We start from the raw sequence: 14,963 nt of genomic DNA on the forward strand, positions 1-14,963 counted from the left end.
GAAATAAAAAAACACAAAACAACACAATCCCATGACAATCAACATCCTAAAAAATTAACAGTCAACTATTCGTGAAAAAAATAAAACGTCCAATTAACGTTTTATTAGCGTTTGAGAATTATTGTGAATTTTATAAAAAAAATGTTAAACTTAAAACAAAACCCCAGATTTTGGTGTTTTTTCCAAAATCTGGGGTTTCCATAAAATAGAAACGCTTAAATAAACATCTCTGCTAAAACAATAAAATGATCTCTAGAATTTAAAGGCTAAGCTTGCATTTAAAACAGTACCATTAAATCCAAATTGATTTACTTCCCAAGGGTATTTAAAACGTCCTCCAAGATCGGTAACCACGTCACCTTTAGCATCCAATTCATCTGGATACACATTAAGTAAATTATTTACAGAAATGTTACCCGATAGTTTTTCACTAAACTCATAACCAACAATTAAATCGGTGATTACTTTTCCGGCAAAAGTTTGATCCAATGCAGGACTACTGCCGTGTTGCCAAGTAACTTCGCCAAAATAAGTATTATTCAAAATAAAATTCCATTTATTTAAATCGTAATCTAAACCTAATAATACTTTAGATTTCGGTCTAGATGATGTAATTCTAGCCTGTTCTTTTCTACTAAAAATATCATAGCCGTTTGCAGCAAATATAGGAGGCGTATCAATCTCTCCTTTAATTGTAGTCTCGTTAAAGTTAGCAGCTAACGCAGCATTCAAAATACCTTCACCCAATTCAATATTGGTGTAGTTAACCACTAAATCAACACCCGAAGTATTTGTATTTACAGCATTCACGAAAAACTTTAAACTTGTAATAGAATTAGCAATTAATACTGTTTCTACAGGGTTTATTGACGAGTCATCCCCATCGAAACCAATTTCTCCTGTAAATAAAACACGATCATCAACCTTTACATTATAAAAATCTGCTGAAACAGATAAATTAGGCTTGATTTTATAAGTAATACCTGCCGAAATGTTTTTTGATGTTTCCGATGTAAGCTGCGGAACTCCTAAGTCTTCTCTAATTATAGGGTCTACATTATTAAATGTTCCTTGGTTAGAAATACTTCCTCCGGAAACTAAAGTTTGCACATTACTTAAATATATTTGATGTAAAGATGGTGCTCTAAACCCAGTACTATAAGAAGCTCTTAATGCCCCTTTATCTCCTAAAGAATAACGCCCACTAACTTTCCATGATACATTATCGCCAAAATCGCTAAAATCTTCGTAACGAATAGCCCCACCAATCAATAAAGCATCTGTTGGCTCCCACTCTAAATCTCCATAAACACCATAATTATGTCTATCGGCGCGCACTGCATTAGATGGCTGCAAACCAGGGAAAGATTGTGCATTACCATTCCCAGTGGGGTTATAATAAGATGCCGCATCTCCAGCTCTAGCAGAAAAGTTTTCCTGCTTAATTTCTGCCCCAAAAGCAACATTAACCTTACCTAAAACTCTTGAAAAATCTAAATTCGCTAACGTATTACTAAACGTATAACCCCCAACTGCAAATTCTGTAGGACTGTTTGCTCCCAAATCCGGATTTAACGTGTTGTTTACATCGTAATCAATTCTATTTCTTCCGTAAGTCCCACTAAAATCTACATCGAAATTAAATAATTTCCATTTTACACCAGCTGTTAAATTGTTATCCATAACATCGGTTTCAAAAGTAGGTTGGAATCCATTATAATCAGAACCCGCTTCGTGCAATAAATTAAATGGATCTCCTACCCAGTAAGGCGCTCTATATAAAGCGAAACTTGTTCCTTGCCTAGAAGTAAAACCACCAAAGGAGTAAAACTCACCAGAATCATTATTAAACGGAATTCCAGCATTAAAAAACAAATCGATTTTTTGTAATTCAGGCTGACCAACATTCATTCCTAAATCTGGATTATCGGCTAACCAAGCTCCCCAAGTTGGATCATCAGCTCCTACTCCAATTAAAGCATCTGTTCCTGGAGATCCCGGTCTATTCGTTTTTTTCTGCTCATAATATCCAGCAGTAACATTTAAATATCCACCGTTTTCACCAGTTAAACCAGTGTTTAAATCAACTCCAAAATTAAAACCATCACCTTCAGTAGTAACACCAGAATTTACGTTTACCGTAGTATATTCAACATTCTTTTTTAACACCATATTAATTACACCAGCAATCGCATCCGATCCATACTGAGCCGAAGCTCCATCACGCAAAACCTCGATACGCTCGATAGCTGCCGCTGGAATACTTTTTAAATCTACACCTACTTCACCTTTTCCTGGTGTATCATTGATATAAACTAAAGCACTTTGGTTTTTACGCTTTCCATTAACTAAAACCAACGTTCTACTTGGCCCTAAACCACGTAAATCTGCTGGATCAAAATGTGCTGTTGCATCAGATACGGCTTGAGTTGTAGAATTGAAAGATGGCACCTTATAAGTTAACATTTTATCTATTGTTGGTTGCCCTGTGCTACGCATTTCATCTAAACCTATATTATCAATAGGCACAGGAGAATCTAAAATAGTTCTCGGTTTCGATCTATTTCCTGTTAATACAACAGCATCTAGAGCAACACCAGATTGCATAGTCACATTCATTTTATTTCCGGTAACAGTATTTTCTTGTGTCTCATAACCCACATAAGAAAATACTAAAACAGCTCCATTACTAGCGTTAATAGCATACTTGCCATCAAAGTCCGTGGTAGTTCCACTAGACGTTCCCTTTACAACTACCGATACACCTGGCAACGCGCCAGAATCATCTGCAACCACACCGGTTACTTGTTGTGCAATTAATAAAGTTGGAGCCCCAAAAAAAAAGAGAAACATCAACCATTTTGTGTTTAAAAATTTACTCATAATGTTATTTTATTTAAAAGTTAGTTAATGCTAATATATGCATATAATCATTTCACTTACAAGAATATCGCAAAATTTTAAGCACAATATTAAGATTACAACACCTTTCGTTATAAAAACACAAATTATCAATAAAACTACAAACCATTTTATTAACGCATTGCACCTTTAAAATCTCAATCCATTTTACCAACTCACGAGTTTAAAAGCTTCATTTACTTAAAAAAACAATTATAAAAATTTATACTACGCCGTATTTCATTAAATTTGCACCTCAATTTTACAACAATGTACAGAAGTCATAATTGCGGCGAATTAACAGCCACACATATTAACACAGAAGTAACCCTATCTGGTTGGGTTCAAAAATCTAGAGATAAAGGTTTTATTGTTTGGGTCGATTTACGTGACCGTTATGGTATTACACAACTTGTTTTTGATGAAGAGCGCACTAGTAAAGATTTAATAGAGCAAGCCCAAAACTTAGGTCGTGAATTTGTAATTCAGGTGAAAGGAACAGTAATTGAACGTGCTTCAAAAAACACAAATATCCCAACAGGAGATATTGAGATTTTAGTTTCAGATTTAAAGATCTTGAACAAATCTGTAATTCCTCCATTTACTATTGAAGATAAAACGGACGGTGGTGAAGACATTAGAATGAAATATCGCTATTTAGATATTCGTCGTAATCCAGTAAAAAACAGCTTAATTTTTAGATCGAAGGTTTCTCAAGAAGTTAGAAACTATCTATCAAAAGAAGGTTTTATTGAAGTTGAAACACCATATTTAATAAAATCTACACCAGAAGGCGCAAGAGATTTTGTAGTACCATCCCGTATGAATGCTGGTGAATTTTATGCCCTTCCACAATCGCCACAAACCTTTAAGCAATTGCTTATGGTTGGTGGTATGGATAAGTATTTTCAAATTGTAAAATGCTTTAGAGATGAAGATTTACGTGCCGACCGTCAGCCAGAATTCACACAAATTGATTGTGAAATGGCCTTTGTTGAGCAAGAAGATATTTTAAACGTTTTTGAAGGTTTAACCCGTCATTTATTAAAAGAAGTGAATGGTGTTGAGGTTGAAAAATTCCCTAGAATGCTTTACGACGATGCTATGCGTTTATACGGAAACGATAAACCAGACATTCGTTTTGGAATGGAATTTGGCGAATTAAACGCTGTAACACAACATAAAGAATTTGGTGTTTTTAATAATGCAGAATTAGTTGTTGGTATTGCTGTACCAGGTGGAAATAGCTATACAAGAAAAGAAATTGATAAATTAATAGATTGGGTTAAGCGTCCACAAGTTGGTGCTTTAGGCATGATTTACTCACGTTGTAATGATGATGGAACCTTTAAATCTTCAGTAGATAAATTTTACGATCAAGGCGATTTAGCAAAATGGGCAGAAGTTACCGGCGCTAAGGCAGGCGATTTAGTTTGTGTACTTTCTGGCGATAAAAATAAAGTACGTGCGCAATTAAGTGCTTTACGTATGGAATTAGCAGAACGTTTAGGTTTACGTGACCCGAAAGTATTTGCTCCATTATGGGTTATCGATTTTCCGTTATTAGAACTTGACGAAGAAACTGGACATTACCACGCCATGCACCACCCGTTTACATCACCAAAACCCGGTCAGCTAGAATTACTGGACACTAATCCAGGCGATGTAAAAGCAAATGCATACGATTTGGTTCTAAACGGAAACGAAATTGGCGGAGGATCTATTCGTATTCACGATAAAGAAACACAAGCTACAATGTTTAAACATTTAGGTTTTTCTGAAGAAGAAGCGAAAGCACAATTTGGTTTCTTAATGGACGCCTTTCAATACGGAGCACCGCCACACGGTGGTTTAGCTTTTGGACTAGACAGGTTGGTTGCCATTTTAGGAGGCCAAGAAACTATTCGAGATTTTATTGCTTTCCCAAAAAACAACTCAGGACGCGACGTAATGATTGATGCGCCTGCTCGAATTGATGATGATCAATTAACAGAATTGAGTTTAAAACTTAATTTAAAATCATAATATTAAAATCCTGCTTTTGCAGGATTTTTTAGTAAACTGAATATATGAAAAACTTAACCTTCTTTTTATTAGTTTTCGCTTCAACAATAGCTCTAGCTCAAACTATAACAGGTCCAGAATTATTGAGAAAATCGATCGAATTTCACGATCCAAATAGTAATTGGGAAACTTTCGATGGTAGTTTTACAGTAAGCATGAAAATGCCAAACAAACCCGAACGTCAAAGCAATATTACAATAAGTTTACCTAAAGAATATTTTTCTTTACAAACCATAAAAGACAGTTTGGTAATGGAATCTGTTATTAACAAATTAGAATGTACAATATCTATAAATGGAAGCACAGATTTATCTGATGCAATTAAGAAGGAGCATAACCTAAATTGCAAACGTGCCAATTTATTTAAAGATTACTACACCTATCTATATGGTTTGCCTATGAAATTAAATGATGAGGGCACTATTATAGATCCAAACGTAACTCAAAAAACATTTAAAGGAAAAGACTATTTAGTTCTAAAAGCAACATACTCCAAAGACGTAGGTAAAGATACTTGGTATTTCTATTTTAACCCCAAAACCTATGCCATGGAGGTTTATCAGTTTTTTAAAGATGAAACTAAAAACGATGGCGAATATATTTTGCTAACCGATTTAGAGACTATAAACGGAATTAAAATACCAAAAAATAGAGCTTGGTATTACAACAAAAACGATAAGTATTTAGCTACCGATATTTTATCGAAAAACGCATCAAATTAAAATGCCTAAACAAACCGTTTTAAAACAAATACTAATTTGGAGAGCTAAACATATTTCCAAAAAACAATTTGTATACCTATTAAGTATTATTATAGGTTTCACCGCAGGTATGGGAGCGGTTGTTTTAAAGAATTTAACCCACTTTATTCAACATTTATTAGAGGCTAAACTAATAAAAAATTACCATCACGCCTTTTATTTCCTTTTTCCTATTTTAGGTTTAACCTTAGTGTATTTAGGTATAAAATATATTATAAGGAACAAGGTAAGCCATGGTATTCCTTCTACGCTTTATGCTATTTCAAAACGTAAGGCCATCATGAAACCGTTCCAAATGTTTGGTTCTATTCTAACCGCTCCATTAACCGTTGGTTTTGGTGGGTCGGTTGGGCTGGAAGGACCAACCGTTGCAACAGGCGCAGCATTAGGCTCAAACATTGCCAGAATGTTCCATATGAACCAAACCACAAGAACACTACTTGTAGGTTGCGCTGCCGCTGGCGCCATGAGTTCTATTTTTAAAGCCCCCATTGCTGCTATTATTTTTGCCATAGAAGTGTTTAGTTTAGATTTAACTATTGCTTCAATGTTACCTTTATTATTAGCATCACTTTCAGCAATTTTAACTTCCCAATTTTTCTTTGGAGACGATGTGATTTTACCATTTAGAATTGAAGACAAATTCTACCTTTCCGATGCGCCATTTTACATTCTTTTAGGTGTTATAGCTGCTTTTATTTCTATTTACTTCACCGAAGTTTACGATCGTATCCAAAAGCTTTTTGATTCATTAAAATCGCCTATTAAAAAATTAATAGTTGGTGGTACCGGTATTGGTTTATTGGTTTATTTAATACCTCCATTATACGGTGAAGGGTTCGATGTTATCAATAACTTAATTGTTGGAAATCCACAAAAAGCACTTGAAAATAACATCTTTGGCTTAGATTTATCAAACATCTGGAATGTTATTTTACTTCTTATCGCGCTTATGCTTTTCAAAATTGTTGCCAGCGCGCTTACCTTTGGCGCTGGTGGTGTTGGTGGTATTTTTGCACCAACTTTATTTATGGGTAGTATTATGGGCTTTTGTTTGTCTAAAATTATTAATCATAGTGGCATATTAAGCACACCGCTTTCTGAAAGTAATTTCACCTTAGTTGGCATGTCTGGCCTTTTAGCAGGGGTATTACACGCTCCACTTACGGCCATATTTTTAATTGCAGAACTTACAGGAGGCTACGAGCTTTTTGTACCGTTAATGTTAACGTCAACCATTTCTTTTAGCATTACAAAATACTTCAAACCTCATTCCGTTTACAACATGGAATTAGGCCGAAAGGGAGAATTAATAACTCACGATAAAGATCATGCGGTTTTAACATTAATGGATATTGATAGAGTTATTGAAACCAACTTTACGGTTTTATACCCAACAATGACTTTAGAAGAAATTATTCAAAAGGCTGTAAAAAAATCAAAACGAAATATTTATCCGGTTATTAACAAGGAAAGTAAAAAACTAGTAGGTATTATTTTATTAGACGATTTACGCTCTATTATGTTCGATCAATCGCTTTACAAAGAAGTTACCGCATCAGACTTAATGCAAAAACCACCCGAAGTTATTAATTTGGATAAGGATAAAATGACCGATATTATGAAGAAATTCCAAGACAGTAGCGCATGGAATTTACCGGTTAAAAAAGATGGAAAATATTATGGTTTCATAACAAAATCGAAACTTTTAACATCATACAGGCGTCAATTGATAAATTTACAAGCCGAATCTTAAATCTAATTTTTAATTCAAAACCCAAAATTTGTTCGATAATATCATGTAATGCCAAAAAAATTATTGAAATTCGTGTATTGGTGTCAAAACATGCAAATACAAACCATTATCAGTAAGTGACACAGACGTTTTAGTAATTTTAAACCATGCCTACAACTACTAAAAAAAGACTACGTAAATTTTTAATTTGGAAATACAAACATGTTTCCGAACCTCAATTTGTGTATATTCTTAGTATTCTAGCTGGTTTTTTAGCCGGAATGGGCACCGTTGTACTTAAAAACCTCACACACTACATTCGTTTACTTTTTGAGTACGAAACGTTCAAAAATCATCACCACGCGCTTTATTTTATTTTTCCTATTATTGGGTTGCTACTTGTGTATATTATAAAACAAACCTGGCTAAAAAAGCATATTGGCCACGGTATATCTTCAACACTACATGCTATTTCAAAATTAAATGGCATTATACCGAGATATAATATCTACGCATCATTAATAACAGCACCGTTAACAGCTGGTTTTGGTGGTTCGGTAGGTCTACAAGGCCCTGCCGTTAGTGTGGGTTCTGCGTTAGGATCAAATGCCGCTCGCCTGTTTCATATGAGCAGTAAAACAAGACTACTACTCATTGGTTGCGCTGCTACAGGAGCTATGGCATCTATGTTTAAAGCCCCAATTGCGGCCATTGTATTTGCTGTAGAAATTTTCAGTTTAGACATTGCTTTCACATCACTAGTTCCTTTATTACTTGCATCAGTTTCTGCTGTGTTAACATCCTACATGTTTTTAGGAACCGATGTTTTATTACGTTTTGAACTAACCGATAAATTTGAAATTAAAGATATTGGTTTTTATGTACTTCTTGGCTTGGTAACCGCTATAGCATCAGTATATTTTTCTAAAGTCTTTTTTGCGATAACCAATTTCTTTAAACAGTTTGAAAGCAGAGCAGTCCGCCTCATCATTGGTGGTTTAGCGATAGGCACCATGCTGTATTTTATTCCGCCATTATACGGTGAAGGTTATGGATTAATGAACAACTTATTAAAAGGCGACCATTTAGCCGCTATTGGCAAAACACCATTTGACTTGGACCTCTCGAATATCTGGATTGTTATTGCCCTACTTATTGGTATTTCAATATTTAAAGCGATTGCCATGACGACTACTTTTGGAGCTGGAGGTGTTGGTGGTGTGTTTATCCCAACATTAGTTATGGGTAGTGCTTTAGGAAATGCTTTTGCCAAAATTATTAATAATATCGGACTCGGATTTCACGTTTCAGAATCAAATTTTACGCTTATTGGAATGACGGGCTTAATGGCCGGTGTACTACACGCTCCACTTACAGCTATTTTCCTTATTGCTGAAATCACGAGTGGCTATGAACTTTTTGTGCCATTAATGCTTGTTTCAGCTATATCTTTCAGCTTTACAAAATATTTTATTTCGCATTCTATCTACACTTTGAAATTAGCCGAACGCGGCGAATTAATGACTCATGATAAAGACCAAAATGTACTTATGGTTTTAGATATTGATAAAGTTATTGAAACCAATTTTATAACATTGAAGCCAGAAATGAAATTGGGAGATATCCTGAATAATGCCGTTGCAAAATCTTCTAGAAACCATTTTCCGGTGGTTAATGACGACCATGAATTTCTTGGTGTAATTAGACTAGATGATGTACGACATATTATGTTTAATTCCGATCTATATGAAACCGTAACAGCCGAAAGCCTTATGCATGCAGATGCCGGAATTATAGATTACGATACCGATAACATGAACACCATAATGGAGAAATTTAAAACCAGTGGTGCCTGGAATTTACCAGTTATTAAAAAAGGCAAATACTTTGGATATATTTCAAAATCTAAACTTTTAACTGCATACAGACAACAGCTTATAAAGTTTACAAAATAACGCTGTTCACCATAAAAAAAGAATAAATTAAAGCATGAAATACCTTATCTCAATATTAACCATAGCAGCATTTACCAGTATTCTTCTCGGTTTTTTTCTAGAAGTAGATTACGCTCAAAAACTTATAGGTTTTGGGGTTACCGGACTCTTTTTGGTTGTTTTCCCCATATTTTCATACTACCGATGGAAAGACAAAGACCCCAAAGATTATATGCTTACTAAGGAAAATTTAGAAAAAATGAACGCATCTCAACGTGATAAAAAATCTTAAATTATAAAAAATCTCTGGAGATGAATAGGAACTGTTTACTTCTTTTCATTATTAAATCTTCAAATTAAACTTACTCTCAAAACAACTCATGAAATATACAACACTTCCAAATACAGATATAAAAGTTAGTAAAATATGTTTAGGTTCCATGACATGGGGAAACCAAAACAGTGAAGCTGAAGGTCATTCACAATTAGATTTCGCATTAGAACGAGGTGTAAATTTTATTGACACAGCCGAACTTTATCCTGTTCCTGCAACAGCTGAAACGCAAGGTAGAACTAGTACAATTATTGGCACTTGGTTGAAAAAAACAGGACACAGAGAGAAAGTAATTTTAGCGTCTAAAATTGCAGGTGTTGGCGATTACACAGCTCACATTCGCACAACTGGTTTTAGTCCGGAATCTATTCACGATGCCGTTAATGGTGAATTAAAACGCTTACAAACCGACTATATAGATTTGTTCCAATTACATTGGCCAGAAAGACAAACAAATTACTTCGGAACCCGCGACTACAAGCACAATCCGGACGATGCTTGGGAAGATAATTTTAATGAAATTTTAAATACTTTAGATAGCATTATCAAATCTGGTAAAATTCGCCATATCGGTATGTCTAACGAAAAAGCTTGGGGCGCCATGCGTTACCTAACAGAATCGAAAATTAACAACTTGCCAAGAATGGCAACCATACAAAACGCCTATTCTTTAATAAACCGTGTTTTTGAAGGTGACATGGCAGAAGTTTCAATACGCGAAAACTTAGGCTTACTAGCCTATTCACCTATGGCATTTGGTGTGCTATCTGGTAAATACATAAAGGGAACCGAAGCTAAAAACTCTCGACTTAACCTATTTCCTAGATTTGCCAGATACAGCAGCCCGCAGGCTACCGAAGCCACAAAACGCTACTTAAAGATCGCGGAAGACAACAATATGTCGCTTGCAGAAATGTCGCTAGCCTTTGTTAATCAACGTCCGTTTCTTACTAGTAATATTATTGGAGCAACAAATTTAGAGCAATTAAAAGAAAACATAAATACTATTAACATCACGTTAAGTGAAGACGTTTTAGAACAAATAAATGCAGTGCATGCAGAGATACCAAACCCTGCTCCATAAAAACTAATTTTCTTTTTGTAAGCGGCTGACTGATAAAAATAGATTTTATATTTATTTAAAATGAATATAAAAAACAATTTTGAAGAACAATTATCTAGTGTTTTATACTTATTTCCAATAAATTAACAATCTTTTAAACACAGTACCAGATTTCACGTTAGCCAATGCGTTTGAACATTAAAACACTAATTACAGTTTCTATTATTCTACTTTTAGTAAGCTCGTATTCTATATATCACGAATATCTTGAGACCAGTAGAATATTGCGGCTTACAACTGCTATTAGTTTTTTTATTTTATTTCTGATAAATAAAGGCTATAGATATTACAAATTACTCTTTGCTTTTTTATGCTTTATTGTTTCAGATGTTTTTATGTTATTCTACGAAAATATTGTACTCAATAAACTCACTTCATTAGTAACGGTTACAGGTTACATTACACTAATTAGCTATATAATTAAAAAAGTACAGGTAAAAAACCTTAATAAATATGTTATCAGCTTTTTTGTTGCCTTAATTCTTTTTAACGTTTATAAGCTATACGATATTATTCACACTATTAAATACGTGCTCTTAGATCATGTTCAAGAAATGTTACTCTATATGTACGGAGCATCATTAATAACTATGTGTGCGTTATCTGTTAATCATAATTTTAAAGAAAACACTAAGCGATCTATGTATTTCATGCTAGCAACATTTAGCTTAGCACTGTCAGATCTTTGTGCTTTTATAGGCTATTATCACAAGATTTATTCAGTTTACTACGCAGATCGGGCTTTTTACATTTTAGCTCTATATTTTATTGTTCGCCACACGCATCAACTATCACAGAAGGAAGACGAACCTATATTTTTCGAAGAATAATAAGCCTATTCAATTTTTATTCGAGTAAAAAACACAACAACTAAAAAATACTTTATTTCACTAACAGACAAGCAAATAAACCACAAAAACAGCTAAGAATACAGTATCCATAAGTGATAAAGAAATGTTAAACTCGGTATAACAATTAAACACTACAGTTTTTATATGGTCTAAATGGTATTAATAACATTAAAAAAAATATCATGAAGACTATATTAAAAACAACAATTGCCCTTTTATTAGTATTAGGTTTTTCAGCAACAAGTGTCGCTCAAAACAATAAAAAAAACACAAAACGAACAACTGTTACTAAAACCGTAACAAAAACGACAACCAAGGCAAAGCCTATTTCACGAAGTAAAGTGACTTACAAAACACCTACAAGAAAAGTAGTATCGGTTAGAAGTATACCAAAATCTTCTGTAGCCATAAAGCACAATGGTGTTTCTATATACTATACAAACAATAAGTTTTTCAGATTAAATGGTGGTCGTTATTTACCAGTTGTACCAACTGCTGGTTTTCAAATAAGAACACTTCCGGTAGGTTACAAAAGAATTAACTTTAACAACAGAAGCTATTTTACTCATAACGGTATTTACTTCACTCAGGTTAACAATTATTATGAAGTTATTACTCCAGAAATTGGAACTGTAGTTTACGAACTACCTGATGATGTTGAAAAAGTAACCATTGACGATGCAAGATATTATGAGTTTAATAATGTGCTTTATGAAAAAGTTCAGATAGACGGCACTAGAGCTTACGAGGTTATTGGCTTTATTGAAAACTAATTAATCTTTTGTATTTATGGCATAAAGGATCTATTCGTCTAAAAACTCGTAACCTTCTAGCCAGCTTACAGCAGCCTCGTGCGTAGAAAATACTTTGTATTTATACTTTTTACTTCTAGCAATTGCACCATAAAGCGTGCTTATTGCGGCGGTTGCGGGGCTGTTTATTACAACAGCACTTACTACTATAGTATAGCATTTTAAAGACTCTGTTTTTACTTTATTAAAGGATTTTAATGCCTTGTACGAAAATGAAAAGGTAGCATCTCTAGCATCGACCATGGTTCTTAATTGCCTTGGGTAACTTGTTTTCTCTTGAAAAGATTTTAAGTAACCAACGATGTCGTGCATACTAACATCGTCTTTAAATTGAGTTTCTAGAATTTTTAATTCTTCGTTATAAACGGAATGTATCATGCTAGGTTAAGTTTGTAATTTTTTTTTGGGGTTTGCAAATGTATACATTACAGACTATTATATTTAACTTGGTTACCGTAAAGTACTAAAAATTAACGAAACACGACTAAATTAGTCGATAAACTGCGTTAGGGATTGGAGCATTGTTGGAGCTCTTTTTGTGTGGTTGCACCTACGCAACACAAAAAAGCGACTGCGGAAAGCCCGACCCTTGTGGTGACGCCCAAAATATATTGCATAAAAAAACCCTTACTAGATATTAGTAAGGGTTTTTTATATTATTTAATTTGATTACCATCTTCATCGAAAAAATGGTATTCTAGATACGTGTAAGCATCTCTTGGTAAAATTTTAACCCATTTTTTGTGTTCAAAAAACCATTTTGAACGCATAGATGGAAAGCCCTTGGTAATAAAGGCCGCTATAAAAGGATGTGTGTTTAAAGTCAGCTTTTTATAGTCTTTTTTAATAAGTCTTTCTAGGTCGTGAGTAATTTTTTCCACGATACCTATTGGTGCTTCTACCTCGGAACCATTAATTATCACGTCGGGATTTTCCTCTCGTGTTTTAATGTTCATTTCTGGTCGAACGCGTTGTCTCGTTATTTGTATTAGTCCAAATTTACTTGGTGGCAATATTTTGTGTTTTGCCCTATCATCCTTCATTTCGTCACGTAAGTGATTGAAGAGTTTTTGCCTGTTCTCAGCATTGGTCATGTCTATAAAATCGACTACAATTATGCCTCCCATATCGCGTAAACGCAATTGGCGAGCCATTTCGGTAGCTGCGATTAAATTAACCTCTAGCGCTGTGTCTTCTTGACTGTTGGCTTTATTAGATCGGTTTCCGCTGTTTACATCAATAACGTGAAGGGCTTCGGTATGTTCTATTACCAAATAGGCGCCTTTTGCCATAGATACGGTTTTACCAAACGATGTTTTAATTTGTCGTTCGATGCCGAATTTTTCGAAAATCGGGGTTTTGGACTGGTGCAATTTAACGATTGATTCTTTTTTAGGTGCAATTTCTTGCAAATAGTCTTTAATTTGATCGAAAAGCGTTTCATCATCCACGGTAATTCCTGTAAAGGTATCGTTGAATATATCTCGTAAAATTGATGAGGCTTTATTCATTTCGCCCAATACTTTACTGGGGTGTTGTGCTTTCGGTAATTTTTTACACATTGCGGTCCAACGACCTAACAATGTTTGTAAATCTTTATCCAGTTCGGCTACTTTTTTGCCTTGTGCTACTGTACGAACAATAATACCAAAACCCGGAGGGGTAATGCTTTTTACCAGTCGTTTTAATCGGTCTTTTTCTTCACGGTCTTCTATTTTTTGAGAAATAGAGATACGGTTTGAGAAAGGAACTAAAACAATGTATCTACCAGCAATAGAAAGCTCTGAGCTTATTCTAGGGCCTTTTGTAGATATTGGTTCTTTTACTATTTGTACTAATAGCGATTGGTTTGATTTTAAGGCATCGACAATTTTACCGTCTTTATCGATGTCTTTTTCAAATGGGAAATTTTTTAAAGAAAAATCTTTAAGTTTACCTGTGCTTACACGTTTTGTGAATTTTAAAAGTGAAGGTAGTTTTGGTCCTAAATCGTGATAGTGCAAAAATGCATCTTTCTCGTAGCCTACATTAACAAATGAGGCATTTAGACCAGGAACCGTTTTTCTTATTTTAGCAATAAACACATCGCCAACCGAAAAATTGTTACCATCTTCATCTTTCTGTAATTCAATAAGTTTTCCATCTTTTAATAAGGCAAAATCAACATGCTCGGAACTAGATCGAATAATCAATTCTTTATCCATTTTGTTAATTTTTATCCACCTCGAAAAAATCGAGACAGATGGATTATACAATATTTTGGTTTGGTAAATTGCTTCACCAAACTCACAGGATTTTTTAATAAATCTGTGGAGTCCATTATTTTTAATTGAATGAACTCATTTCAAAGAACTTTGTTTGTTTTTTAAAACCAAAAAAAGTAGCTAATCTAACTACTTTTTTGATTTATTTTTTCTTCTTGTGACGGTTAGCGCGTCTACGTTTTTT

11 protein-coding genes are annotated in these 14,963 nt (G+C 34.2%); 8 read left to right on the forward strand and 3 right to left on the reverse strand.

Going from position 1 to position 14,963, the window contains the following annotated elements; all coding sequences use genetic code 11:
* Nucleotides 1–252: 252 nt before the first annotated feature.
* On the reverse strand, nucleotides 253–2,883 hold the full coding sequence (locus GQR98_RS04945) for a TonB-dependent receptor (RefSeq protein ID WP_159018540.1): 2,631 nt from the start codon (nucleotides 2,881–2,883) through the stop codon (nucleotides 253–255).
* Between the two features lie 288 nt (nucleotides 2,884–3,171).
* Between GQR98_RS04945 and aspS the strand changes: the two genes are divergently transcribed.
* From aspS to GQR98_RS04985, 8 genes are all read left to right on the forward strand, one after another.
* Entirely contained in the window at nucleotides 3,172–4,926 is a 1,755-nt protein-coding gene (gene aspS / locus GQR98_RS04950) for an aspartate--tRNA ligase (RefSeq protein ID WP_159018541.1), read from the forward strand.
* A 44-nt stretch (nucleotides 4,927–4,970) separates the two neighbouring features.
* On the forward strand, nucleotides 4,971–5,687 hold the full coding sequence (locus GQR98_RS04955; RefSeq protein ID WP_159018542.1) for a DUF6503 family protein: 717 nt from the start codon (nucleotides 4,971–4,973) through the stop codon (nucleotides 5,685–5,687).
* 1 nt (nucleotide 5,688) lies between these two features.
* A complete protein-coding gene (locus GQR98_RS04960) occupies nucleotides 5,689–7,482 on the forward strand; it encodes a chloride channel protein (protein WP_159018543.1) in 1,794 nt (597 codons plus the stop codon).
* 146 nt (nucleotides 7,483–7,628) lie between these two features.
* Nucleotides 7,629–9,416 carry a chloride channel protein gene (locus GQR98_RS04965; protein ID WP_159018544.1) on the forward strand — a complete coding sequence of 596 codons (1,788 nt, stop codon included), beginning with the start codon at nucleotides 7,629–7,631 and terminating at the stop codon, nucleotides 9,414–9,416.
* A 34-nt stretch (nucleotides 9,417–9,450) separates the two neighbouring features.
* Nucleotides 9,451–9,687: a hypothetical protein gene (locus tag GQR98_RS04970; RefSeq protein WP_159018545.1), complete on the forward strand. Its 237-nt coding sequence runs from the start codon at nucleotides 9,451–9,453 to the stop codon at nucleotides 9,685–9,687.
* 88 nt (nucleotides 9,688–9,775) lie between these two features.
* Nucleotides 9,776–10,813, forward strand: coding sequence for an aldo/keto reductase (locus GQR98_RS04975; protein WP_159018546.1), 1,038 nt, complete (start codon nucleotides 9,776–9,778; stop codon nucleotides 10,811–10,813).
* Nucleotides 10,814–11,187: 374 nt separating this feature from the next.
* Nucleotides 11,188–11,682 carry a hypothetical protein gene (locus GQR98_RS04980; protein ID WP_159018547.1) on the forward strand — a complete coding sequence of 165 codons (495 nt, stop codon included), beginning with the start codon at nucleotides 11,188–11,190 and terminating at the stop codon, nucleotides 11,680–11,682.
* Between the two features lie 203 nt (nucleotides 11,683–11,885).
* Nucleotides 11,886–12,476, forward strand: a complete 591-nt coding sequence (locus tag GQR98_RS04985; RefSeq protein ID WP_159018548.1) for a DUF6515 family protein — start codon at nucleotides 11,886–11,888, stop codon at nucleotides 12,474–12,476.
* A 30-nt stretch (nucleotides 12,477–12,506) separates the two neighbouring features.
* On the opposite strand, the gene GQR98_RS04990 is transcribed toward GQR98_RS04985, so the two are convergent.
* Entirely contained in the window at nucleotides 12,507–12,893 is a 387-nt protein-coding gene (locus GQR98_RS04990; protein ID WP_159018549.1) for a hypothetical protein, read from the reverse strand.
* Between the two features lie 278 nt (nucleotides 12,894–13,171).
* Nucleotides 13,172–14,719, reverse strand: a complete 1,548-nt coding sequence (locus tag GQR98_RS04995) for a ribonuclease E/G (protein ID WP_042502514.1) — start codon at nucleotides 14,717–14,719, stop codon at nucleotides 13,172–13,174.
* Nucleotides 14,720–14,963: the final 244 nt, after the last annotated feature.

This window comes from Algibacter sp. L3A6 (genome assembly GCF_009796825.1).
Taxonomy (GTDB): Bacteria; Bacteroidota; Bacteroidia; order Flavobacteriales; family Flavobacteriaceae; genus Algibacter.